Genomic DNA, 23,817 nt, shown 5'->3' with positions numbered 1-23,817 from the left:
TTTTTACTTTCGTTTTATTATTCTTCGAATAAATAAACAAAACAGACTGTAAATTCCTATTTTGTTTAAAATAGCAAGTAAACTATGAATCTTATACTTATATGAAAGTAAATCTATTTTTGATATGTGTTCATTATTTTTGATGGGATTACTTGAATCATATAAATAGATTCCTTCACCTTCATTATTCATAATTACATTTAGCTCAATTGGTCTAAGTTCTAATGCAAATTTTTTAACTATTTGATAATTCATTTTTTTTGTAGTTAATATGTAGCGTTTATTCTCGAATTTTTTCAAATTATCAGAAAGATCTAATATAAGATCGGCTTCTGATATTTGAAGAGTTTCATATAGGCATCTGTTTTCATTATATGAATCGTAGTTAATCCCGTTAGGGAAAGTAGGGAAACGATATGTATTTTCTTGCTTACTCCATTTTAGTGGAGATTGGAATACAAATAAATTTGTAGTAACATGTGTACCTTTATCTGCACAATTAGTGCTATATGAAGAATATGGATATACGAAGTATTTATTTTGGTCTATGCAATAGGCTATATGATATTTGAGCCAAGATTTTTCCCCCCACTCTTTAAAGCAATATATATTATTTATACAGGCTAGTTTATTATGCTTAGTTTGTTCGTACCAATTATAAAATCTTCTCCAGGAATCTCTCATCCAAACTTGTCCCCATGACATAGCTATTTGCATAAAATATACATCATATTCTGATTTTAAAGCATCAAAAGGTTCAAAAGTTTGATAGTTAAATGGATAGTTATATAGAGATATTCCAGCAATATTATTATCATTACAATAAAATTTGGTAGCAGCAACTGCAAATTTATAAAAACCAGGTGCAACAATTATATCGTCCTCTAAGACGATAACGGCATCATAATAATCTAATAATTGTCCAATAGAAAGTATATGTTTACGTAGTCCCAAATTTTCTTTGTGAGTAATAACTTTTTTTTCACCATATGGCCAAATAAAATCATTGGCATATCGTTCAACTTCATTAGTATTGCTTTTATCAATACTGATAATGAGAGGTGCATTATCAATATCTGCGCATAATAATGAATTCAATAATCGACTTAATGATTTTACTCTATTATATGCGACTGTGACGATAGCTATATTTTCCATGAGGATTCTTTTTATAAAATGAAATATTTTGCTTTTGAAAGTACAATTCAAAAATAAGAAGTATTACAAGGTAAAAGAATGGACCTGTTTCTTGGGTAAAATAGAACATTGTAAAATAAAACATTCCAGCACAATTGATGTAGTTTAACTGAAATGTGATATAATTAGGACTTCTAAAAAAGTGATTGTAAAATTTTCTAGATATTTTTCCTACAAAAAAGAATGCTATTAATCCACCTAAAATTCCAAAATATTTAATATTGAGAAATGCAATAGTTCCCCAATTGGCGTTTCCAAAGTACCCTTTGGATTGGTTTTTTATTGTGGCTACACGGTCATCTGGATAAATGACATTATAAAAAGGAAATATTTTTATTACTTGTCGTTCTACAAAAGTAAATGCTCCTAGAACTCTAGGTAGGCGGAAATATCCATATTTTTCTTCGAAATTCTCAATACTCCATCTTTCTGCTACATATGGAAATTGGTTACCGTAGTATCCAAAAAATTCAGCAAAATTATTTTGAATACTGGAGGGTAAATTCTTTTGTGCCATATATGCGAATTCTTTTGAGAAAGTTCCATTCTCTAATAATTGTCCTTCATGTGTTACATTTTGACGTCCGATAGTCAAAAATGATATGTACAAAACAAATAAGTATATAAATGCAAAAATGCAATATTTGACATAAACGGGTATCTTAATTTTTATACGATAACATTTGTGGAAAAAATATATGTATGCCAGTATAAGTGTAACAAATAATATGCCTTGTTTGCCGGCGATAGCCATAGATGATAAGGCTAATGCTAAAATATTAACTAGTCCTAATAAAATATTTATTTTTGAGCCCCCACAAAAAACAGAAAATATGCTAGGGAAACTTCCACCTAATAAAATAGTACCTATGGGGGTTAATACCATAAGAGGAAATAATTCTTGAAACTGCCTGCGTCGTTCTCCACCATCATCCATAGAAACTCCTAATAAAACAAACATTTCAAAGCAGATCATTAATGAACCAATAATTCCTAATAATCCTAAAAGTACATGGATCTTGTTACTGTAAGATGAATAAGAGTTAAACACATTGCGTAGTCTTCGTCTTAATAATATGGCATAATTAGCATTCTCTAACTTTCCGAATCCTAAGTGAAAGGAAAAAATAGTAAGCATAACATATATGATGATTCTTTGTTCATTTATATTCGACGGAACATAAAGGATTCCAGAAAAACCATTTATCAATAGAATTCCTACTCCCAAAAAAAGCCAAATTCTAGGATCTAAAGGGTCTTTTTTATACAAGTTGCTAATTATTATAAGATACCCAAGGCTCCAAACTACAAATGGTTCTAAAATAGACGGTAGGATAGAAATATCCAATAAAATTAAAAGATACGCTAAAATATACGGCATATGATGTTTTGTATTATTTTAATAATTTTGGATTTCTCTGTCTTATCAAGACAGAATATGAAAATAAAAAATGCGGAAAACAAACAAACTATAAAGCAGTATAGTGCATACGCAAAAAATGTATTTGAAAAATAGTTTTTTATATAATATGCCAAAATAACATTGATTGCTACTATTAAAATGCATGGTATTACAACATTTTTTGTATATGATATTATTGAAACTTGAGGAATGTATTTGCTGAGTAATATTAGTCTGAAAATAATTCCAATAAGAGAAGTACCAATTGATACAAACATAATATCATAACATGGCAATCCTAAATAGAATAGTAATATTGCCAAGGGAATATCTAAACACATAATAAGACATATGCCTGTTTGGAATATGCGAATTTTTCCTGTTGCATCTATTCCTTTTCCTAAAGGAATTGCCATACAGTCTATTAAAGAAACAACAATAGATAACTGCAAAAAAATATCTGAGTATATTGGTGGATGTATTAACCATAACTCAAGAAGTGGATGAGGATTAACTGCTACAGGTAAAGCTAGAATAAAAAGTAGACAAAAAGAATATTTGGAGGATTTATATATAAGAGATTGCATCCTGCCAATATTACCATTGGCATAGTTTTTTGTTATTTGAGGAGTCGCTGCCATTTGGAAATTTCCTGCAAAAGAAGAAACTTGAGTGGAAACCTGATATGCAACCCCCCTAGCAGCGTTTATTGCTGGACCAAAAAATATATTTAGAACTAAGTTCACTCCTTGGTTTCGAAGGACAAAACCTATATTTCCAATGAAACTAAAACTTGCAAATGATAGCATTTTCTTTATGTAGTTTCTGTCTTTGTTAAATTTAAGTAGGCATTCTTTATACTTTCTTTTTCCGTAAATGATGCTCCATAGTTTACATAGTATTGTAACAAGTACAAGCAACCAACTATATATAATTAACTTGTCGTAAAGTTCGAATGTTGAAATAAAATATGCAATACCTAATTTGAGAAAATATTCGACTATACTTATATATGCATATATGTTGAAATCTTCTTTTGCTATGATTAAAGCGTCAAATGGTACAGTCCATACCGTAATTAGTAATGAGCAGATAGTTGCTTGAAATACAAAATTTGCTGCTAATAATCTATCTGGAGGGATTGTCATAATAGAATTGAGAAACCATACTCCTAAAATTTCAGCAAATAGTAATACAAATATAGAAATAAGAGCATGTATTGTAAGTGCTGCTCCAAAAATGTTTTTAAGTTCAGATTGTTTTCCACGACCAATTTCAAAAGCAAAAAAACGTTGTGATGCTTGTATCATACCAGTATTGATGATGCCGATAACAACTATTAATCCGCCCACAACGTTATATATACCATAATCTTCAACGCCTAAGGCTTTAAGAACAAGTCTTTGGGTAAAGAAAGCGACAAATATAACAACAATTAATCTTATGTAGAGGAGGATAGTATTTTGGGCTATACTTCTATCTGTTGTTCCCATATTTTTAATTTGATTTAGGTACTAATGTTAAAATGAGTAAAATGAAAATACTTTTATAGTTTATTTAAAGTAAGAAATAATAGTTTTTAGTTTCCTCGCAATTTGTATTGCTTTGGAATACAAAGAGTTATTTGGAAAGTAAGTTTCTTTAAAAGGATAAAATACATTTTCATAGAATATTCCATCAGTTTTCACTTGTATTTTTGTTGTATTTTCAATTTCTGCTATACCATTATAGCAACAATTCACAATATAATGCTTTCCTTTTTCAAAATTTGTACAAGTATATGGAATGACAACTTTAGGGTATTGTAGATTTACATTGGGAGAGCAATCGCAAATGCTAGAAAATCCATTATCAAATAAAGTATATATTCCACTAATTTGATTAGTGTTATAACAAAAAGCTTTATTGTCCTTTGTTGATTTAATTAATGAGTTGTTTTTACAAACAGCTGTTCCAAAATCATATAATTTAAATGATATTTTTGTATTCACAACGTGGATGCGATAGTGATATGGTACATTAGGGAAAATATATGTAATAATTGAAACATCATTGAATGGCTTCCATTCTGAAACCATAACATGTTCATTATTTTCTAATATATGAGAATTTTTACGAATAATAAAAGATTGCCCTATTTTTATGATTAAGCTGTTGTCACATGCTAAATTTTCAATACCAGATACTGAACGGCAAACACATGGAGCACAATGCGTTGTATATAGAAATTTTTCGTATTTTGCTTCTGTATTTCCAAATTCGTTATTGCATTTTTGACCATTCATAAACATGTATGAATGCCCCTGGTGAAACATAATCGTTGAGAAAATAGCTGGAATGTAACGGCGGGTGTTATTCTTGTTTTCTAGTTTAGAAGAGTCTATTTTAAAGAAATAATCAGAAGAATTTAGAAGAAATATGAATGATTTGAGACACCAATAGGAAGAGCCTTTTGCATTGTAAAATTCAGACATGAATTGGTTGGTATAACAATAACCTATATTTAGAAATCCATTTGAGTCAAATATCTTTTGAGACATCCACCATTTTATATTTCTTTCAATTATCCCTTTAATTACAGACAGAACTTCTTTATCTTCAATGAAGTTGCTATATATAGACCAAAAAGCTACTTGTGCAAATTTATATGTCAAACTTCTTCCAAAAGGTATCGCATTGCCTGAATTTGAAAAAAATAGCATGAAACTTTTAGAAAAAATTGTGCTTCTTTTTATGAAAGTAATTGAGCGTTTGTCTTCTGGACAATATTTTGCATAAAGTAGTGAATAATAATGCAGAGCAAAAGGAATATAATAATCACGTTGCAAACTATTTCCGTCGCTATACCATCCATCGCCGATGTACATTTTTTCTATATTCTCAAAGGCATGCTCTATTGAATTTTTTGAATATTTTAGTCCTAGGATTCTGAGAAATGTATTTACTAATACTATAAAAAATTGCCAATTATTTATCGGAACTTGAACTTTATTTATTTGTAGACACCATTCTTGAAGATTGTTACGACTTTGTTCGTCGAATAAGGATTCGAATAAATTTCTATTTTCAATGCAGTAAAGAAGAATTGGAAATATTTCAACTATTTTTTGGTCATTATCATAAATTTCTCCCCAATATTTATTACATTTAGAGTTGATTCCGTTTTTAATCATTGTGAAAATGACTCTTTTTATATCCTCATGTCCAGGCAACATAGACCATCCTAAGAGGCTTCGAGAAAAACTTTCTAATCTCATAGTACGTGTGTCATAGGATACTTCTATTTCATTAGGGATTATAATAGATGACTCTGCTTCATCATATAAGTTGACAAAGGGTTTAAGGAGGTCATAAAGTAATGATTCGTAGTATGATCTAGACAATTTCATTTTCTAACACTTTTAATAGAGTCATTTATAGAACTCAATATTTTATTTTTTTTAAGGAATCCTTTAATTTCGTATATTTTATATTTTATGTTTAAAATTTTTCCTACGGATTTGTCGAAATCTTCGTTTTTTTCAAATGATTGTCGAAATTTTTTAACGTAATCGTTTTTAATAACAGGCGATAATAATCTTGGATTAAATTTGAATGTTTCTGAAATATCGTGTTTCTCTATAATAAAATTGGAACTACTATTTTTTATTAGAGATACACCTTTTTCAGAGGAACAAAGGATAATTGAAACCCCTAAACCACTCTTTTCTCTATCCAATAAATTACCACTTGATAATCCCCAAAAATCCCCAATAGTAATGTCGCCGATTCTTTCTCTTCGGGAAAATTTGCAGCCGTAACATGAAGACCTTAGGCTTATTTTATTATCAAAAGCACGGAAATATTGATTATAGAATCGTTGTAAGTGTATTATTTTATTATTTGTGTATTCAATCCAAAATCCATAATCACATCCGTTTCTGAATTTGATGTTTTTTGCATCTTTAAGATAGGAGTTTAGATTTTGCTTTAGAAATTTATTTGAAGGAACGCCTCCACATATAAAACTTACAGTAAATAAATTTTTATGTAGTGAATTAGGTATATAATTTAATAGTCCTGCAACTTGGCAAGGTGTACCGATAAAAAGTACAGTCTTTGATTTTAAATCATTTTTAATTTGTTTATAGCTATATCCTATAGAACTCTGTACATACTTCGTGCCTTGTATTTTATGCAGTTCTTTAACTGAATCAATGCGAGAATGTAGTAAATTAAAAGCATTGTCGAAAGCTGCTCCATAAACTACTCCGCCTTTTTCTATAATAAATGTAGAAAGGGTTGTTGCTACTCCACCTGAAGTTGATTTTTTATATATATCATCGTTTTTAGATACAGCTGCATAAGTGGACATTTCTATATGGAAAATTGGAAGGGTATTGTTGGGACAAACTGTTCTGCATGCACCGCAATCAATACACAAATTGTGATTAATTTGTGGATGAAGAAAGCCGAATTTATCTTCAATCATGGATATTGCATTCTTGGAGCATATGTTACAGCAAGCCCAGCATCCCATACAGACATCTTTATCGCATATTTCTTCCATGTGAAATCAGATAATCAATGTAGTATTTATAATGAAAAACTATACTAGGTTAATTTTGTAATTTGAATAGTTGTATTAGTCTTTTCTAAATATATCTCTTGTATAAACTTTTTCTTTTACGTCATCCAAACAAGAGTCGTAGCGGTTAGCAATAATAGCATGACTTTGTTGCTTAAAAATAGATAAATCGTTTATTATTTTGCTGCCGAAGAATGTGCTTCCATCTTCAATGGAAGGCTCATAAATAATGATTTCCGCACCCTTAGCTTTGATGCGCTTCATTACACCTTGGATGCTACTATGCCGAAAATTGTCGCTATTTGATTTCATCGTAAGGCGGAATACACCGATGATGCAATGTTTTTCTTCTGTTGGATTGAAATCACTATGATTATAATAGTCGTAGTATCCTGCTTTGGCAAGTATACGGTCGGCAATGAAATCTTTTCTGGTTCGATTGCTTTCAACAATAGCTTGTATCAAATTTTCAGGAACGTTAGCATAATTAGCGAGTAATTGTTTCGTATCTTTTGGAAGACAATATCCTCCATATCCAAAACTAGGGTTGTTATAATGGGTCCCAATACGTGGATCAAGGCAGACTCCGTTTATGATTGCTTGTGTATTTAATCCCTTTATTTCTGCATATGTATCTAGTTCATTAAAATAGGAAACACGTAGAGCTAGGTAGGTATTTGCAAAAAGTTTCACAGCTTCTGCTTCAGTTAAACCTAAGAATAGAGTTTTTATATTTTCTTTTATTGCTCCTTCTTGTAAAAGGGCTGCAAAATCGTGAGCGGCTTTGTCTAATCGTTCATCATTTTCAGGACGACCTACAATAATACGGCTAGGATAAAGATTGTCATACAAGGCCTTGCTTTCTCGTAGGAATTCAGGTGAAAAGATAATATTTTCTGTATTCATCTTTTTACGAATATATTCCGTATAGCCGACAGGGATAGTGCTTTTTATAACCATGATTGCATTGGGATTTACACTTTTTACAAGAGTAATTACTTCCTCAATGTGCTTAGTGTCAAAGTAATTTTTTACAGGATCATAATTAGTAGGGGCTGCAATTATGACAAAGTCTGCATCACTATAGGCTTTGGTTCCATCTAATGTTGCTGTTAAATTTAATTCTTTTTCAGCTAGATATTTTGATATGTAGCTATCTTGTATAGGTGACTTACGCTGATTTATAGAATTTACTTTTTCGGGTATAACATCTACAGCAGTTACTTGATTGTGCTGACTCAAAAGTGTAGCAATACTTAGCCCTACATAACCAGTACCTGCTACTGCAATTTTAAATTTTTTGCTCATTTTTATACGGATAAAAAATAATACTAATTATTGAATGTTCGTTGTGTAATTTATATAATGTTCAAAAGAATTATATGAAAGAACATATCGCTTAGTGGTTCAAGAATATTTATTTTGTATTTTAGAATCTTTAAAAATATTCATCTAAAACACTTTTCTTTTTCTTTCATTTCTCAAGAAAAATCACTGCCTTCCATAAATAATAAACTAACAATCAACAATATGAATTTAGAAAATTTCTTCCAATTAAATTTCTCTTTACGGCATGGAAAAATTCCCGTTTACCAACGAATGAATCTTGTTTAACACTAACCATTTCTTATAGAATTCTATACTTCAGACCAAAGATAGGATATGAGTCTTATTCTCTTATCACTATTACGGATTAAAAGATTGCTTTCTTTATAAAATTGGTAGACAACAGAGAAAATCTCATTCAGCATTCAGCATGAATTTCCTGAGCGTTTGTTTCTTCTCGATAATTTCGTTTCGAAGTTTGTGTTCCGAAAAAAATATCGGGGAAGAAAAGAATAGCCTGTATCACGGTTTAAGCGTGTCTGTTATTATTGAAGACACTTTTCAATTTACTGTAAATGCTAAATATAATATCTGTTTTGGAAAACAGTTCATTCAAAATGGCGGCAACATCTGTTTCAAGCAAGGGATAATCGTGTGAGATCTCATTTCTCAACTCACGTATATAAGTCCATTCGTCAGCACTTGGAATAATAAGATAACGTTCCAGACGGTTCAGAATGTCACGCATAGGAAGTGCGGTGATGTCTTCATCCAGATATTCCAATATATATCGGAATATTTTTGCTCCCATGGAATCCTGCAATTTGGAAAAGCGAAATATGAATTGGTCTATGCAGCGGACTTGTTCTGTTGTCAGGTTGGAATAACAATCCGCAGACATGGGAATATTGACCCCTAACCCTTCAAGAGCTTCATTTATACGAAGGATATGCTTGTCGCATACATCAAATTCCCGTTCCAGGCGTTCTGTTATCTCTTTTTTCTTTTCTGTCATATCAGTTGTATTCCGTTTTTCAAGGCTTCCTGCACTACCGGTGAATCCTCATGGTCACCGATGACGTCAATCTTTTGGTCGCCCAAATGCAGTTTCAAGCGTGCGGTCATGCGGATGCGTGCCAATACCCCCTTCTTTTCTCCCGTGCTGCGGACTAATAAATCAATATCTCCTCCGCGCTTTTCGTCATTCAGACGGGAACCGAAGAGATATACCTGCACTGTTTCGCCATAAATATCTTTGGCTATTTGGATGATGGTCTGTATTTCTTTAGATTGCAAACGCATGCCTTTATTCTCCTTTCTTACCGCAAAGCTACAAATTCTCCTCCACATTTCCTAGCGTCCGCCATCCTTATTTTATCTTCTCCACAAACCCCACCGGCATATCAACCCCCGCACATCCCAGCAAATCCAGTCTTACCACCACTTTCGCTTTTCCATCCATTTCCACCAGTTCTCCTTCCAGACCCTTTAGCGGACCTTTGACCACCCGTATCAATTCTCCCGGAGCCAATGGCTCGGTACACATCTCCACCGCCTCGTCCGAATAATCCAGCATAAATTTGAACCGTTCCATCTGTTCGTCCGGAATCACCGCCGGAGTATGTTCGCCATGCAGCACCATATACCGGCTGATGGCCGACAACGTGAGCACCTGCGAACGTTCCGCCGCATCTACATGGACAAAAATCATCATGGGGATAACCACCCGTTTTATTTTCTTTTTCCGGTAAGTCCATTGGCGGATTTCTTCTTGTACAGGCAGGAAGTTCTCTATGTTCATTGCGGTCAGCCGTTCGGCCGTCTTCTTTTCGTGGTGAAGGCGGACATACGCCACTAGCCATTTTTTCATATTCGGAGGAAGGAAAAGTAATGTTAGATGTTCTAAAAAATGAAAGAAATGATGCCTCTTGAGCACGCTACGCTGTTACCTGTGTCATTCCCAGGTAAGCTTGTCGTTAAATTCTGATGCAAATATAGACATTTTTTTACGATAACAAGCTATTTGTTCGCAAAAAATGAAAAAATTAACAAGAATGACGTATTTATTTATACTTTTGTGCTTTTTATATTTTAAATGATATTAACATTGTGGAAAAATCAAGATTTATAAGAAAAATAGTGGCAGATTGAGCTTCCTTCAAGAGTTGGAAAAAATCATGGCCGGATATCGCCTGTCCGGTGAAGGCTACACTGATGAGGAAATGAGAGTTCTGAAGCGCATGTGCAAAAGTATGTTGGCTGATATAGACGAGTTTCTGCGGAAAAAGGAGGAAAAGAAGAAGAAAGAACGGAAAGAGAAGAAAAAGAGGAAAGAAAGGAAATAAGGAGCAAAATGTGAAAAGACATTAAAAGGAAGTCTCCCGGTTATTTGTACACTTGTATCATAAATGGGTATTGTAAATCAGTGCTTTACGTTGGGCAAGTGTACAATTTTAACTTTTGATTGTATGGGTTTGCAATATACTTTTGCTTTCATGGTGGAGGGAAATGCCCTCCTTTTGATAATTTAAATTCATACATGAATGGTTTATACCGATTTATGCTCTTTCTATTTCTCGGTGTTCGATGAACATGCCGTGGATATGACATTGAAAGAGTTTGTGAAACTTCTGCGTGGCGAACGCTGGAAGGTGCAAGTAGAAGAGTATCAGCGCCTGAAGGCTTCGGGCAGGGAGACAGAGGCCAAGAAGTTAAAGAGAAAACTGGCCGCGCTGGTGATAGCCGGGCGTTGCGATGGGAGCCATGCCGAAACCAATCTGAAGCAGTGGAGCGGGGACGCCATGCTGGATGTGGATAAATGTAACGGCCGTGTGTCTGAGTTCTTGCAGGTATTGAAGGACACTCCTTGGGTGAAGGCGGCATGGCGCAGCGTTTCGTACGACGGGCTGAAACTGGTGGTGCGTGTGGAAGCGGAGAGTGTGGACGAGTATCGTATGGCATACGCATTGGTGGCATGGCACGTGGCGCAGCTTCTTGCCTTTCCCTGTGACATGAGTTGCAAGAATCCCACCCGTCCTTGCTTTGCATCGTATGATCCGGAGGCTTTTTTTCGTCCGGATACCGAAGTTTTTCCCTGGCGGCGCTTTGTGACGGAGCATCCCGACAGGGTGGGGGAGATTTTGGCGGAGCTGAAAGTGAAGACCCCGGCAGGTGCGTCCGGGCCTCCCGTTGCGGCTTCGGGCATGCTGCACACATTCTTCAACGAGTTCCTGGAGCAGAATCCCTTTGTGGATGGCAAAAAGAATGAGTTTTTGTTGAAGCTGGGACGTATCGCCCGCTATAAAGGAGTGGGCGAGGAAGAGTTGGCACGGCTGAAAACGCTGGCGGTGGAAAGGCTGGCGGGTATGGGGTGTGCCGCCGGGGATATACCTCCGCGCATAGACTCCGGATACCGGTATGCCGACATGAACAAGGGGCCCGAAACACCTGCTTCCAGGGCTCACAAGGCTCAGGGCTCACCTATGCGGTATTCTGAGCCCAATGAGGGGGAGGAAGAGGCTGAGTTAGAGAAACTTGAGGCTGACAAGTTGCGTCGTGAAGTTCCGTGTCTTCCGGATGAACTGTTCGACCGTTTGCCCGACTTTTTGAAGCGTGGTTTGACGCACGTCCGCAACAAGCGCGAGAGGGATATTCTGTTGCTCTCCATGATTACCAACATCAGCGGTTGTCTGCCGGGGGTGAGGATGAATTATGGAGGAATGGTTTATTCCGCCGATCTCTACCTGGTGGCTTTGGCCGGTTCGGGCAGAGGAAAGGGGGTGATGCAACTGGCGGCAATTCTGCCCGCAGCCATTCAGGAGTATTACGATGAATTGAACAGGAAGGATGAGCGTGAGTACCGGCAGAAGCTGCTGAAGTGGAATCTGGAGGAACGGCTTGCCGCTCAGGAAAAGAGGGTTCCCGATTTGGACCAATGCCCGGAGATGCCGGTGGAACGCATCCTGAAGGTGGCTCCCAATATTTCAAAAAGCCAGTTGATACTGGCTTTGGAGGCGGGTGGAGCGGTCGGCTTGGTGATGAATGCCTCCGAGCTGGACATGATAAGTTCTGCCATGCACCAGGAGTATGGAAAACATGATGATGTGATGCGTGCCGCCTCCCAGCACGAGGAGGTGTCTTCTTATTTCAAGACGGATCACCGGCTTGTTGTTGTGAGTGACCCTCATCTGGCATTATGCGCTTCGGGTACTCCCGCCCAGTTGCATAAATTTATTTCTTCGCTGGAGAATGGAATGTACAGCCGTGTGGCTTTCTATGTGGGACAGGCCCACTGGGAGTATAAGTCGGCAAATCCCGGCAAGGCCCGGCTGGATATGCGCGCTTATTTCAAAGGGATGGGCGAGGAGCTGCTGCGTATGTTTATCTTTCTCTCCGGATCGCCTACCGAGGTGGTTTTCACCGAGGAACAATGGAAAGAGCATACGGAGCGTTTCAGAACGTATCTGCGTGAGGTAGTGGCGGAAGATGATGATTCTCCGGGTGCCATTGTGCTGCGCCACGGACTGATGATGTCTCGTATTGCCATGGTGCTGACTGCATTGCGTAAGTGTGAGCCGCAATGGAATACATCGGAGTGGGAGTGTTCGGATGAGGATTTCCATACGGCAATGCAGATAGTGGATGTGTTGCTGGAACACAGTTTGCTGCTTTCCACTTCCATGGATGATACTGCCGGAAGAATCAGGCCGGTAAAGGCTTTTTTCAAACTGCGTCCCGTTTTGAAAAAAATGCCGCGCGAGTTCACCTATTCGGAGCTGATGGCGGCTGCCAATGAAGCCGGGTTGCCTACAGCATCCGTGAAACGTTATTTGTTGCGTTTGGTGTATTATCAAATCGTTGAGAAAGAGGATGGTAAGTATAGAAAGACCGGCAAATCTTGGCTCAGAAAACCGCCTAAGTGAGCCCTGAGCCTTGTGAGCCTTAAATGCAGGTGAAAAAGATCCTGTTGTTTTCAAAAAACAACAGGACCTTTCCGGTAAAACAACAGGGGATTTTAAAAAAACAACAAGGTCTTTCGATGTAGACAACAGGTTCTTTGGGAAGCGTATGTCCTAAGGTTCTCCCAGATGCCTCACTATGATTGCCACTTCATGCTTCAGAAAGCTGTGGCGGAATTTGTTGTAGCCCGCTTCGTTCAATTCTTCCTGTAGCAGCATGTTTCTCCGCATCCAGCGATACAGGGTTTGCAGGGCTGCCGCGGCAGTTCGCCCCGGGCTGTATAGTTCTGCCAGTTCCGCTTTGTCATACGCTCTGATAATGAATGCTTTTTCTTCTTGGTTCATGTTCTTTTATCGTTTTGATTATAGGGTAAAGATACGCAAAATGTCCTTGTTTTCCTACTCTCTCTGTAAGTTATTCTCGACATTTCCCGACAATCTCCTACGCTTCTCTACAAATGTCTACACGGGGCTTCCGGTTCATCGTATCTTTGTAGTGTAATCAAAAGTCAATCATAGCCGGCTTAGTGGTTAACGCTTGATTACCAGTGTGTTTCTTAATTTGCAAGTTTTAATTTTTAATTTGAAAAAGTATGGGAAGAACAGTTTCTTATTCGGTGGTAAAGCGTAATAATCCGCTTGATCAGGATGCAGTGCCTAAGTTTTATGCACAAGCTCAGGCCAATGGCCATGTAGAGATTCGCGAAATGGCGGATCGTATTCAGAAAACCTGTACGGTGACGCGTGCGGATGTAATGGCTGTGCTTGTTGCCTTGGAGGATGTGATTATGGAGGCTCTGGAAGGGGGCGAGATCGTAAGGCTTGCCGATCTGGGCACTTTCCAGATAGGCCTGAGCGGAAGAGGTGCGGAAACGGAGGATGCGTATGATGTGTCGATGATTAGAAAAGCGCGTATCAATTTCCGTCCGGGTATTGCGCTAAGCGGTATTCTGGCAGCACTGAAATATACGAAGGTGGATAAATTGCCGGTGAAAACGAAGGAAGAGCAAAAGCCTGCTTAAGTAGATGGCGGACAAGTGTTTAATTTTAAAAAAAACTGTAGGATGAAAGGTAAATCTGTTTGGAGCACTATTTTGAAAGTGGTGATTGCAGTAGCTACGGCTATTGCGGGTGTAGTAGGAATCAGCTCGTGCATAGGGGGATGAGGGTGATTAATCTGATTGTTGTCCACTGTTCCGCCACAAAGGCGGACAGGGACTTTACCGAACAGGATTTGGAGGTGTGCCACCGCAGGCGTGGAATGAACGGACCCGGATATCATTTTTATATCCGCAAGAACGGGGATATAAAAACAACTCGTCCCATAGAGAAAATAGGGGCGCATGCGCGTGGACATAATGCGCAGAGTATCGGGATATGCTATGAGGGGGGAATCAGTGAGCGGGGCAGGCTGGCGGATACGCGGACGGTGTGGCAGAAACATTCGTTGCGTGTACTGGTCAGGGCGTTGCTGGTGGATTATCCCGGTTGCAAGGTTTGCGGTCATCGGGATTTAAGTCCGGATTTGAACGGAAATGGCGAGATAGAGCCTGAGGAATGGGTGAAACAGTGCCCCTGTTTTGATGTTTCGAAAGAAAAATATAGTAAATAATATTTATATATTAAAACGTAATAAGACTAATTCTCTTTCTAATTGTGTTAATATTTTAACAAATTCAGAAGAGAATTAGTCTTATGGTATTATGTAATTACTTTTGAAATTACTTTTTATTTACATTTTCAGTGTCATATCCATAGCCGTAACCGTATTTTTTACCGTATCCGTAATACTTGCCATACTTGCCGTATCCATAGTAATATCCGTACTTCTTTTTCTTCATGTCCAGTCCGTTGATAAGGGTACATAGGTTGGGCAGTTTTTTCTGTTCGCTCAGTTCGTTGATTAAAGTATAATCTGCCTTGTGGGTGTAGTCTGCCCGGCACACATAGATGCTGGCGTTGGCTACGCGCGAAATCAGCAGGGTATCGGTCACCATGCCGATGGGGGCGGTATCCAGAATGATATAGTCAAAATGCTTTTTCAGTATGTCGATAGCCTGAGGCAAAGATTCACGTGCCACCAGTTCGGTCGGGTTGGGAGGAATAGGCCCTCCGGGCAGAATGGACAAGTTGGCATTGATGCGTGAAACTTGTACCAGCGACATCAGGTCGGTATGTTCCGGATTGGCGAGGAACTGGCTGATGCCTTGTTCCCTGTGTGATAAGTTGAAAGCTTTGTTCAGGCTCGGCTTGCGGATGTCAAGCCCCACGATCACGATTTTCTTTCCTAATAAAGCCAGACTGACAGCCAGATTGGAAGCGATAAAGGTTTTGCCTTCTCCTGTGGTGGTGGAGGTAACCAATATGACTTTCTCGTCGCTCCTCATCATATAAAGTACATTGGTGCGTACATTACGGAAGGTTTCGGCCATCAGGTCGTTTTGGTTTTCGTGTACTACAATGCTTTCTTCTTTTCCTTTATCTTCCGACAGGGGTACATCGCCCACAATGGGAAGGGAGGTGATTTTTTCCACATCGGCGCGGCCCTCTATCTTGTATTTTAAGAGTTCGATGATATAGATGACAACTACCGGCAGGGCGATTCCCAGAATCAGTGCTACCAGATAAATCATCTTTCCTTTGGGAGATACGGGGATGGCGTCTGCCAGTGCTTCGTCCACCATGCGGGCGTTGTTGGCGGTAGATGCCAGAGTGATGGCGTTTTCTTCACGCTTTTGCAGCAGCATCAGGTAAAGGCCGGCTTTGATTTCCTGCTGGCGCGAGATGCTGACCAGCTGGCGTTCCTGTCCCGGAGCATTGGTGATGCGTCCGGCGTATTTGCCTGCCTGACGTTCCAGATCCGCCTGGGTGATGGCCAAACCTCTTTGTACGCTGTTGATGGTGGTCAGCACATTGCTGCGCATGGCGCGGATGCTGGCATCCAGATTGACTACCACCGGGTTGTTTTCCTGGGAGGAACGGAGCAGGCGCTTGCGTTCCAGCAGCATCTCGTTGTAGCGGTTGATCAGCTCGGCAAGACCGGTATCTGTCAGGCCCACATTGACCGGAAGTACTTCGTAGGCATGATCCGGATTGTTGGCATAGCCGGCCAGGAATTGTACCAGCCGGAGCTGGGTGCTGTTTTCGGCACGTTTCTTTTCGTATTCCGAGTTTTCACTCAATGCCAGTTGGGCGTCGCTTTTCAAATCGGTGAGCCCGGCATCGCGCTTGAAGGTTTCCAGTTCCTGTTCCGTGGTTCCCAGTTCGCCGTTGATGATTTTGATACGTTCATCAATAAATTCCGCGGTCTTGGTAGCCACTTCGTTTTTGTCATCGTTGGCATCCCGGTTGTAGACTTCCACCAGCTTGTTGATGAAATCCATGCCGCGCTGCGTATGCGTGCTCTTGACAGAGATCTGTGCGATAGTGGTGGATTTGGAAGTAGGCTCTATGCTTAATGCTCCCCGGTAGGCGTTTGCCACACTGCGGGGGGAAGAAACCGTAGCCATGATTTCCTGCGTGCTTTGGACGGTTGCGGAGTCTTTAGGGGTAAAGCTGAACGTGCCCGACGGGGTGGTCAGCAAGGCGGGCAGCTTGTCGAACTGCTTGTTGTATTCCTCTTCTCCTATCCGGAGTTTCACATTCAGCTTGTTGCCCGGCTGCAAGGTCAGGTGAAGACGCGCGGGGGCGGGCAGTTTCTGGGCTTCTTCGGGGGTAATCCATACTTTCACAGGGGAACTTTTGTAAAGTTCGATGTCATGGAAACTGCTCTTTGTGGCATAGCTGATGTAAAGATCCAGCTCTTCCACCACTTTTTTGATAAGCGTGCGTGATTGCAGGATTTCCACTTCATTGTCAAAGTTATTGATGGAGGAGTAGAAGCCCAGGTCTTCCAGGTCGGCCATGCCGCTGCTTGCTTTGCTGTTCTTGTCATTGTCCTTGATGATGACGGATGCCGAGATGTTGTACACCGGCGGGGTGTAACGTAAATAAAGCCAGGCTCCTGCTATGCACAGCAGGGTGCATGCCACGAACCAGGGCCAATGGATGGCGTATTTGAAAAGAATCGCTTTGAAATCGGTCTTTTCTTCTTTTTCTTCCAGATAAAGGTCGTCGTATAAGTCTTCTTTCATAATTCTGTTTATTTGGCAATGGTTACTATCAGGCTGGCCAGTGCGACCAGAGTTCCTACTACCGAGAACCAGATGGTGGTGCTGTTGCTGATACTTGCGTTCTTGGCTTTGGTCTTATTGGGGGTGACATACACCACATCGTTCTGCTGGAGGTAGTAGTAAGGAGATACGATGATGTCGGCATCGTTCAGGTTCAGCGGAATCACCTGGCGGTTGCCTTGCGCATCTTCACGGATCAGTTTCACTTTGTCGCGTTGTCCGTATACGGTCATGTCTCCCGCCATGGCGAGCGCTTCCATGATGTTTACTTTTTCATTGGTGATGGTGAATGTGCCGGGTTTGGCAACTTCTCCCATCACGGAGATTTTGTAGTTTGCCATGCGTACATTCACAATGGGGTTTTCCTTGATATAGGTTTTCAGTTTTTCCTTTATCATGTTTTCCGCCTGGCTTTTGGTGAGGCCGCCGATGTGTAGTGTGCCCAAGACCGGGAAATCAATGTTCCCGTTATTGTCTACCAGATACTGTTGCAGGGATGGTTGGCTGGTAAGGCTTTTGCTGTTTGCCGTGATGGGGGTGGCTACCGTCAGGTTAAAAGGAATGGCGGCATCGGGGTCACTGGTGTTTACCGTGATGGTCAGCAAATCTTTGGGCATGATGTGTGCATCATACAGGGGTGTTTGGACATTTGCCATGTTCAGGTACTCGGACCCTTGCAGGTAGGGTACCTTTTTGTAGGCGCTGCAACTGCATAGCAGCAGGGAAGCCAGCGCGAATAGGGTAAATTTCAATCTTCTCATTTTTTGGCTCTCTGTTATTTAAAAAATTTCAGTTTTCAGGTCTTGTTCTAATAAGCTTGCTTGTCTTTGTGCAGCACGTTTGCCACGGTTTTGTACATAATATAAAGGTCGAGCAGGAAAGACCAGTGTTCCATATACCATATATCGGCTTTCACACGTCCTTCCATGTCTTCCAGTTCGCGGGTTTCGCCACGGAAACCGGTCACCTGCGCCCATCCCGTGATACCGGGCTTGATGAAATGGCGGACCATGTATTTATTGATTATCTTGGAATATTCTTCCGTGTGTTTCAACATGTGGGGGCGTGGCCCTACAATGGACATATCTCCCAGCAATACATTGATGAATTGCGGAAGTTCGTCAATATTGGTCCGGCGCATGAAATCGCCGAATTTGGTTTTCCTGGGATCGTTGAGGGTGGCCTGTAAGGTGTCCGATTCCTTGTTTACTTTCATGGAACGGAATTTATAACACCAGAATTCCTTGTTGTTCAATCCGTTACGTTTCTGACGGAAGAATATGGGACCCGAAGAAGTGATTTTGATGGTCACTCCTACAATAAGGAATATAATGGGGAATAATGTGCATAAAAAGAGCAGCGAGAAGATTACATCGAATATGCGTTTTATCAGCCTGTTCTCTATTTTTCCCAAGGGTTCCTTGCGGATGCTGAGGATGGGTACGCTGCCTATCATTTCAAAGTGCATGCGGTGACGCAGGTAGTTGCGCACATTGGGCACGCTGTAGAAATGTATCAGGTTGTTCTCGCAATAGTTGATGACCGGCACGATCTGTTCGCTCAATGCCGAGGGCAGGCAGCAGTAAAGCTGGTTCACCTTGTGCTGTGCCAGGTAGTCAATGGCTTGCTCCGGTTTTCCCAGATAGGTACAGCTGGCGGGGAACTTGGCATTGGGGGTGGTGTCGAAGTAGCCCAGTACCCGGTAGCCGGTAGTGGCATCGGAGGTCATTTCATGGTACAGCTCGGCTATATTTTCGGTGCTTCCCAAATAGAGGACCGTACGGAAATTCCCTCCATGGCTTCTGTATAGCTGTATGCAGAAACGGAAAAGCAGGCGATAGACAGTGATACAGAGGATGAGCAGAATGAAATAATAGATAAAAAAGCGTTTGGAATATATCTCAAGTTCGGATAATACCATCAGTCCGGTCGATAAAAAAGAGAAATAGAACACGTTGCGGAGTACCCGGAATACAATTTGGTCGGCACGGGCTCCCCGACGATGCAGTATGACACCTCCTGAAATAGTGCATGCAAAATAACATACGCTGAACAGAGTTAGAATTTGGGGTAAAGTGCCGCTACAGGCTCTTTCCCCAAACAACTCGTTCCATATTGAATTAAATGAGATGAAAAGTACATTCAGAATGACTAAATCTCCTAGAATGACTGCTAATTTAAGTACTTTGTTAAATCTCTGGACTTGTATCATAGGTAAAACTTTTTATATGTCAGATCTATATGATGTTTTTTTCAACTATGTTTCAACTATGTTGCTTTTTTTCTTTTTTCTGCTCTTCTGTTACTTTGTAAGTAACAGAAAATTTATCAATAAACATATTGTATAATTTATATCTCACTATTTTATAGCGGATAAGATATAATATTCTGAAATATAATATTTTAATGCATTGCGTTGACTGTGTAAAACGTGATGTGTGTTACTATATTTTCTCTTTTTTATATAATTAAAAATGTTCTTTTTATTATTACTTTTTATCTATTAGACCGTATTTTTTATTAATTTTTAAAAAAAAGAAGCGGGTTGTTTCTTGTTTGCTATCGATTTATTGTCTATTTTTGCTGCTGAATAAATTCTGTTACTTACAAAGTAACGGAATTTAAATAGCTTGATAATCAACTTTTTATCTATTCATGCCCTTTTCTTTCCATTTTTTGAAACGTATAGAATTATTGCATCATTAGCTTTTTTTATCTCTTCATATTTGAAGTTTTTCAAATATGTTTCTGTAACTTTCACTGACGAATGTCCAAAAGCCTCACAGATTAGTTGTTCAGAGAAATTACAATATTTGGCAAGGGTGGCCCAGGTATGGCGCGTGGTGTATGAACTGACCTTGGTTATCACTCCACATCGTCTTGCCAGTCTGCCCAGATTATAATTCATGATCCGTAGCGCCTGCTGATACTCTATATACAGATCTTCTCCGGTTTTGGTGCCGCTCAGGATAGGGAAAAGATAGGGAGAGTTGCAGTCGGTATTCTGATATTGTCTGATCAGTTCCATTGCTGTTGGCGGAATATCCACTATCATTTGGCCGCCCGTTTTATGCCGGCGGTAAGAAAGTGTGTTACCTTTCAAGTCACTTTTGTGAAGAAAGGCCAGATCAACAAAAGGCATCCCGCGCAGTTGGAACATCAGGTTTGCCCAAACCCTGCATCGTACCAGGTCTTCCGGTAGTCTTTTCAGAGGAACTTCGTTCAGCAGCTTGTTTATCTCCTCCACTTCCAGCGCACGCTTGACATCGTTTTTCACTCCGGTATAGACGTGATTGAACAGGCGGGAGTTGCCGGTGGTTATTTTCTGGTCCACCGCTTTGTTGTAGGCGCCGCGCAGTGTCCGCATATAGGTGGAAACGGTGTTCCAGCTCAGCTGCTTGTCGCGCAGGTGGGTCTCAAATTCTTTCAGTGTGGCTCTGTTGAGCTGGTGGAAGTAAACAATCTTGCATCCGCAGAATTCGCAGAAAGCGTTCAAGGTACTTTGGTAGACGTGTGCCGTGCCATAACGTTTCTCGTCTTTCAGTTCTTCAATCGTTTTGTTCATAAACTCGTTGAATTTTTTTTTATTTCTCATAAGGTTCCGTATTATAGATTTTACATAATAAGTAATTTTCATAACGGAATCGAATATAGACTGAAATGTTCAAAACAGAAAGATTATTTATCTAATTCTGCATCATTTATACGTATTATCCAGCCGTTTACTTGCATTTGTAAACATATGTAAGGTTTCTGCGGATCCTCTGTCGGGCTCAGGAAAAATATCAGGTTATAGCGGTCTTGCCTGTCAAGATATTCTTGTGGAGGCATGTAGGTTGTTTCGACATTACGCGACAGAAGCAGATAGGGGGTCAGCGGAATATCGAAAATCTCTTTTCCACTAGGTTGATAGATTAACCGTAGGCGGGTGTCGTCATTCTCCATCAGTCTCAATGTATTCATTCCGGCATGTACTACCTGTATGTCTTCCAGATTGGCGCTTTCCTGCATGAAGGGAAGATAGCAGGTGAAAACGGAGTCTGTCGGAGTGTTCCGGTGATCCATGCATCCGTTGCGGGCTGTCAGCTCCAGACGGAAATCATCTGTATCCAGAGGGGCGGCCGACTGGCTTTGCAATATGCAGCTCAGAATATTCGTGTTTTTAGTAAGAGAGAGAGCCAAAACCTGATATTCGCCGCTGATATGCACATTGTCCAGCCGCCCGTGGAATAGAGATGAAAGTTTTTCGGATTGTTCTCCCGCCTCATTGCGTAACAGTGTCAGTGAGGTGGGAGTATGCCGGTAAAGTGAGTCCGCCAATCCTGCCCAGACCAGAAAGGTGTAATCTCCCTGAGGCAGGGAGGGGACTTGGATTGTACATTCATTTTGATGGAATGTAAGACTGTCTACTTCCTCCCGGACTATATAGTTTCCTTCCTGGTCGAGAATAAATAGCGTGACATCTTTTACCTGAGTGGTCACGGCATCTACATTCAGCATATTATAGGTATAGGATAACTTTAGCCAACAGCCTGTGGGACAATCGGATCGGTCATCGTCTACCCAGGAACATGCACTACAGAAAAGAGTACATAGGGCGAAGAGGATAGTAGCAGTTTTACTCATTGTTTTTCTATTTTGAGACTGTTTTATTCAAGGTCGGCATCTTGGTCACGGACAATCCATGGATATACTCCGAATTCTACGTCCAGGAATGCTTTGTTTTCATCCGGATCGGGTTTGGTGTCCGGAGTGCCGGGACCCAGGTTCTTGATGCTGGTGATGTTGACAGAGTAGATGTTGTTACGTACAATACCGAACTCCATGACGCCCATGACGGTGGGGTTGTTGTTGTCAAGATGTTTGATCCAGTAATTGTAGAAAGTGGAGAAATTGCCTCCGTTCTTGGTGAAACGGGTAATCTGCTTGGCAGCCAGTTCTGCATCACTGGATTCTTCTGTCAAACCATCAATATTGGCATCGCCATATTTGCCTACAGCTGCCAGTGTGGTGTAGAACTTATAGTTGAAATAATACAGTGTGTTGAATACAAGCGGGTCTTCTACCGGATTACCGTTGTTACCGATGGTCTGTGAAGCTTCGGGGGTAAATGTACCTTTCAGCATGATACCGGTGGTGTATACTGTGTTCTGTGCCGGACGGAACATACAGTTTTCAAGACAGTACATGGAAACGTACTTTCCTGCATCGGCCAGGCCCGACCAGTTGCTGTCTGTCTGTTTTGACAGGTGGTTGGTGTAGAATGAACCGCCTGTGAAATTGGTAGTGGCTCCTGCTACGGTCTTGTCGAAGAAATAGGGGTCGATAAGGTAACCGTTGTTGTCGGCGATGTTACCGAAGTTTCCTGCTTCCACGCTGTAAGATGACGGAGCAGACGGAGTCTCAGGGGCGTTATCCAGTTTAGCGACATGGCGGAAGGTGTAGAACTTGTTTGCCAGGTTGATGAATTTGTAGTTGTTCAGACGGACTGTGGCGTAAGTCACTCCGGTAGAATTCTTCAGCGTGTAGATTTCCTTGCTGTCATTTCTGACCATCAGTTTGGCAACGGCACGTTCCAGATTGATTCTGACCTGTGTTTTGGTGTCGCTTTCTTCGGGAGACTCCACGGTGATGTTCATATTGGCCGAGCCGCGGTTGGACATGATGAAACCGCTTCCGGGTACGCTGGTTATCATGCCGTTTCCATAGGTGGAGGCGTCAATCTGTCCCAATAATGTGGATTCCTGACCTATTTCGAAGGTCTGTGAACCGTTGGCTACGGCAAGGATGTCATAGTTGCCCGGTTTTACTGTGATTTCCTTGTTGCAAGGATAGACAATGGTTTGTCCTTCTTTGCTGCTCTCTCCGCTGGAAGTGCCTGCGCCCAGATCGCTTTGAGTTACATTGATGGTAGTAACCAGATTCTTGCTGGAAGAGTCAAACAGATAGAGGGTTACATTGCTCACCTTGTATTCTTCGGCGGTACCGTCTTCGTAAACTCCGGAGTCTTCGGCGGAAGCGGCACGGCTGCCGTTGGAAGAGTTGGGAACTAGAAATGAAATCTCCATGTTTCCTCCTCTGGCTCCGGTAGCCGGATTGTCTCCGTTTCCTGAGGGAACATCTGAATCATTGATACATCCTGTCATTGCAGCTGCAAGAGTGAAGGATAATAATAATTTTTTGTTCATAATGTAA

The 23,817-nt window shown here is 40.4% G+C and carries 21 protein-coding genes; 5 read left to right on the top strand and 16 right to left on the bottom strand.

Going from position 1 to position 23,817, the window contains the following annotated elements:
• Positions 1-3: 3 nt before the first annotated feature.
• The 9 genes from RE317_RS02075 to RE317_RS02035 all read right to left on the bottom strand — a co-directional run bounded on the left by RE317_RS02075 (position 4) and on the right by RE317_RS02035 (position 10,362).
• Positions 4-1,158 (bottom strand): glycosyltransferase, encoded by a 1,155-nt coding sequence (locus tag RE317_RS02075; protein ID WP_005843705.1) that lies wholly within the window; start codon positions 1,156-1,158, stop codon positions 4-6.
• Positions 1,124-2,578 (bottom strand): O-antigen polymerase, encoded by a 1,455-nt coding sequence (locus RE317_RS02070; protein ID WP_008782126.1) that lies wholly within the window; start codon positions 2,576-2,578, stop codon positions 1,124-1,126. Before RE317_RS02070 ends, RE317_RS02075 begins: the two co-directional genes overlap by 35 nt.
• Positions 2,563-4,092: a lipopolysaccharide biosynthesis protein gene (locus RE317_RS02065; RefSeq protein WP_005843708.1), complete on the bottom strand. Its 1,530-nt coding sequence runs from the start codon at positions 4,090-4,092 to the stop codon at positions 2,563-2,565. Before RE317_RS02065 ends, RE317_RS02070 begins: the two co-directional genes overlap by 16 nt.
• 60 nt (positions 4,093-4,152) lie before the next feature.
• Positions 4,153-5,988: a DUF2264 domain-containing protein gene (locus RE317_RS02060; protein ID WP_005843710.1), complete on the bottom strand. Its 1,836-nt coding sequence runs from the start codon at positions 5,986-5,988 to the stop codon at positions 4,153-4,155.
• Positions 5,985-7,118, bottom strand: a complete 1,134-nt coding sequence (locus RE317_RS02055; protein WP_117720444.1) for a Coenzyme F420 hydrogenase/dehydrogenase, beta subunit C-terminal domain — start codon at positions 7,116-7,118, stop codon at positions 5,985-5,987. The genes RE317_RS02060 and RE317_RS02055 overlap by 4 nt, the downstream gene beginning before the upstream one ends.
• 105 nt (positions 7,119-7,223) lie before the next feature.
• Entirely contained in the window at positions 7,224-8,474 is a 1,251-nt protein-coding gene (locus RE317_RS02050; RefSeq protein WP_005843715.1) for a nucleotide sugar dehydrogenase, read from the bottom strand.
• Between the two features lie 547 nt (positions 8,475-9,021).
• The gene (locus tag RE317_RS02045) at positions 9,022-9,507 is read right to left on the bottom strand and encodes a hypothetical protein (RefSeq protein ID WP_005843726.1); all 486 of its coding nucleotides are present in this window, start codon (positions 9,505-9,507) and stop codon (positions 9,022-9,024) included.
• Positions 9,504-9,794: a nucleotidyltransferase domain-containing protein gene (locus RE317_RS02040; RefSeq protein WP_005843728.1), complete on the bottom strand. Its 291-nt coding sequence runs from the start codon at positions 9,792-9,794 to the stop codon at positions 9,504-9,506. Before RE317_RS02040 ends, RE317_RS02045 begins: the two co-directional genes overlap by 4 nt.
• Positions 9,795-9,861: 67 nt before the next feature.
• Entirely contained in the window at positions 9,862-10,362 is a 501-nt protein-coding gene (locus RE317_RS02035) for a UpxY family transcription antiterminator (RefSeq protein WP_110506271.1), read from the bottom strand.
• A 307-nt stretch (positions 10,363-10,669) separates the two neighbouring features.
• Here RE317_RS02035 and RE317_RS02030 point away from each other — a divergent pair, with 307 nt between their 5' ends.
• Together RE317_RS02030 and RE317_RS02025 are read left to right on the top strand one after the other, a co-directional pair.
• Positions 10,670-10,837, top strand: coding sequence for a hypothetical protein (locus RE317_RS02030; RefSeq protein ID WP_227201863.1), 168 nt, complete (start codon positions 10,670-10,672; stop codon positions 10,835-10,837).
• Positions 10,838-11,035: 198 nt separating this feature from the next.
• Positions 11,036-13,414 (top strand): DUF3987 domain-containing protein, encoded by a 2,379-nt coding sequence (locus RE317_RS02025; protein ID WP_032944912.1) that lies wholly within the window; start codon positions 11,036-11,038, stop codon positions 13,412-13,414.
• Positions 13,415-13,564: 150 nt separating this feature from the next.
• Here RE317_RS02025 and RE317_RS02020 read toward each other — a convergent pair whose 3' ends face one another.
• On the bottom strand, positions 13,565-13,795 hold the full coding sequence (locus RE317_RS02020; RefSeq protein WP_005843735.1) for a DUF4248 domain-containing protein: 231 nt from the start codon (positions 13,793-13,795) through the stop codon (positions 13,565-13,567).
• A gap of 248 nt (positions 13,796-14,043) precedes the next feature.
• On the opposite strand from RE317_RS02020, the gene RE317_RS02015 reads away from it, so the two are divergent.
• The 3 genes from RE317_RS02015 to RE317_RS02005 are packed head-to-tail and all read left to right on the top strand — an operon-like array spanning position 14,044 to position 15,062.
• Complete coding sequence (locus RE317_RS02015; protein ID WP_008668601.1) at positions 14,044-14,472, top strand: HU family DNA-binding protein; 429 nt, start codon at positions 14,044-14,046, stop codon at positions 14,470-14,472.
• A gap of 42 nt (positions 14,473-14,514) precedes the next feature.
• Positions 14,515-14,616, top strand: a complete 102-nt coding sequence (locus RE317_RS02010) for a smalltalk protein (protein WP_005848116.1) — start codon at positions 14,515-14,517, stop codon at positions 14,614-14,616.
• Positions 14,613-15,062 carry an N-acetylmuramoyl-L-alanine amidase gene (locus tag RE317_RS02005; RefSeq protein WP_008668600.1) on the top strand — a complete coding sequence of 150 codons (450 nt, stop codon included), beginning with the start codon at positions 14,613-14,615 and terminating at the stop codon, positions 15,060-15,062. Before RE317_RS02010 ends, RE317_RS02005 begins: the two co-directional genes overlap by 4 nt.
• 109 nt (positions 15,063-15,171) lie before the next feature.
• Here the strand turns inward: RE317_RS02005 and RE317_RS02000 are convergent, their stop codons facing one another.
• The 6 genes from RE317_RS02000 to RE317_RS01975 form a co-directional block, all read right to left on the bottom strand.
• Positions 15,172-17,583: a tyrosine-protein kinase gene (locus RE317_RS02000; RefSeq protein WP_117889354.1), complete on the bottom strand. Its 2,412-nt coding sequence runs from the start codon at positions 17,581-17,583 to the stop codon at positions 15,172-15,174.
• Positions 17,584-17,591: 8 nt separating this feature from the next.
• Complete coding sequence (locus RE317_RS01995; RefSeq protein ID WP_117874075.1) at positions 17,592-18,383, bottom strand: polysaccharide biosynthesis/export family protein; 792 nt, start codon at positions 18,381-18,383, stop codon at positions 17,592-17,594.
• A 47-nt stretch (positions 18,384-18,430) separates the two neighbouring features.
• Complete coding sequence (locus RE317_RS01990; protein ID WP_032944918.1) at positions 18,431-19,834, bottom strand: undecaprenyl-phosphate glucose phosphotransferase; 1,404 nt, start codon at positions 19,832-19,834, stop codon at positions 18,431-18,433.
• A gap of 441 nt (positions 19,835-20,275) precedes the next feature.
• Positions 20,276-21,217 carry a site-specific integrase gene (locus tag RE317_RS01985; RefSeq protein ID WP_165859752.1) on the bottom strand — a complete coding sequence of 314 codons (942 nt, stop codon included), beginning with the start codon at positions 21,215-21,217 and terminating at the stop codon, positions 20,276-20,278.
• Between the two features lie 83 nt (positions 21,218-21,300).
• Complete coding sequence (locus RE317_RS01980) at positions 21,301-22,248, bottom strand: FimB/Mfa2 family fimbrial subunit (RefSeq protein ID WP_057099094.1); 948 nt, start codon at positions 22,246-22,248, stop codon at positions 21,301-21,303.
• A gap of 23 nt (positions 22,249-22,271) precedes the next feature.
• A complete protein-coding gene (locus RE317_RS01975; RefSeq protein WP_117889353.1) occupies positions 22,272-23,810 on the bottom strand; it encodes an Mfa1 family fimbria major subunit in 1,539 nt (512 codons plus the stop codon).
• Positions 23,811-23,817 lie beyond the last annotated feature (7 nt).

It is taken from the genome of Phocaeicola sp. GP0067, assembly GCF_031119655.1.
In the GTDB taxonomy this organism is placed as follows: Bacteria; Bacteroidota; Bacteroidia; order Bacteroidales; family Bacteroidaceae; genus Phocaeicola; species Phocaeicola vulgatus.
The sequence above is the reverse complement of the archived record's forward strand: the minus strand, read 5'-3'. Positions and strand labels throughout refer to the sequence as shown.

What these genes read in the sequence shown, in the direction of transcription:
- RE317_RS02075 (WP_005843705.1), bottom strand. Translation starts at nt 1,158, where the DNA reads ATGGAAAATATAGCTATCGTCACAGTCGCATATAATAGAGTAAAATCA.
- RE317_RS02070 (WP_008782126.1), bottom strand. Translation starts at nt 2,578, where the DNA reads ATGCCGTATATTTTAGCGTATCTTTTAATTTTATTGGATATTTCTATC.
- RE317_RS02065 (WP_005843708.1), bottom strand. Translation starts at nt 4,092, where the DNA reads ATGGGAACAACAGATAGAAGTATAGCCCAAAATACTATCCTCCTCTAC.
- RE317_RS02060 (WP_005843710.1), bottom strand. Translation starts at nt 5,988, where the DNA reads ATGAAATTGTCTAGATCATACTACGAATCATTACTTTATGACCTCCTT.
- RE317_RS02055 (WP_117720444.1), bottom strand. Translation starts at nt 7,118, where the DNA reads ATGGGATGCTGGGCTTGCTGTAACATATGCTCCAAGAATGCAATATCC.
- RE317_RS02050 (WP_005843715.1), bottom strand. Translation starts at nt 8,474, where the DNA reads ATGAGCAAAAAATTTAAAATTGCAGTAGCAGGTACTGGTTATGTAGGG.
- RE317_RS02045 (WP_005843726.1), bottom strand. Translation starts at nt 9,507, where the DNA reads ATGACAGAAAAGAAAAAAGAGATAACAGAACGCCTGGAACGGGAATTT.
- RE317_RS02040 (WP_005843728.1), bottom strand. Translation starts at nt 9,794, where the DNA reads ATGCGTTTGCAATCTAAAGAAATACAGACCATCATCCAAATAGCCAAA.
- RE317_RS02035 (WP_110506271.1), bottom strand. Translation starts at nt 10,362, where the DNA reads ATGAAAAAATGGCTAGTGGCGTATGTCCGCCTTCACCACGAAAAGAAG.
- RE317_RS02030 (WP_227201863.1), top strand. Translation starts at nt 10,670, where the DNA reads ATGGCCGGATATCGCCTGTCCGGTGAAGGCTACACTGATGAGGAAATG.
- RE317_RS02025 (WP_032944912.1), top strand. Translation starts at nt 11,036, where the DNA reads ATGGTTTATACCGATTTATGCTCTTTCTATTTCTCGGTGTTCGATGAA.
- RE317_RS02020 (WP_005843735.1), bottom strand. Translation starts at nt 13,795, where the DNA reads ATGAACCAAGAAGAAAAAGCATTCATTATCAGAGCGTATGACAAAGCG.
- RE317_RS02015 (WP_008668601.1), top strand. Translation starts at nt 14,044, where the DNA reads ATGGGAAGAACAGTTTCTTATTCGGTGGTAAAGCGTAATAATCCGCTT.
- RE317_RS02010 (WP_005848116.1), top strand. Translation starts at nt 14,515, where the DNA reads ATGAAAGGTAAATCTGTTTGGAGCACTATTTTGAAAGTGGTGATTGCA.
- RE317_RS02005 (WP_008668600.1), top strand. Translation starts at nt 14,613, where the DNA reads ATGAGGGTGATTAATCTGATTGTTGTCCACTGTTCCGCCACAAAGGCG.
- RE317_RS02000 (WP_117889354.1), bottom strand. Translation starts at nt 17,583, where the DNA reads ATGAAAGAAGACTTATACGACGACCTTTATCTGGAAGAAAAAGAAGAA.
- RE317_RS01995 (WP_117874075.1), bottom strand. Translation starts at nt 18,383, where the DNA reads ATGAGAAGATTGAAATTTACCCTATTCGCGCTGGCTTCCCTGCTGCTA.
- RE317_RS01990 (WP_032944918.1), bottom strand. Translation starts at nt 19,834, where the DNA reads ATGATACAAGTCCAGAGATTTAACAAAGTACTTAAATTAGCAGTCATT.
- RE317_RS01985 (WP_165859752.1), bottom strand. Translation starts at nt 21,217, where the DNA reads ATGAGAAATAAAAAAAAATTCAACGAGTTTATGAACAAAACGATTGAA.
- RE317_RS01980 (WP_057099094.1), bottom strand. Translation starts at nt 22,248, where the DNA reads ATGAGTAAAACTGCTACTATCCTCTTCGCCCTATGTACTCTTTTCTGT.
- RE317_RS01975 (WP_117889353.1), bottom strand. Translation starts at nt 23,810, where the DNA reads ATGAACAAAAAATTATTATTATCCTTCACTCTTGCAGCTGCAATGACA.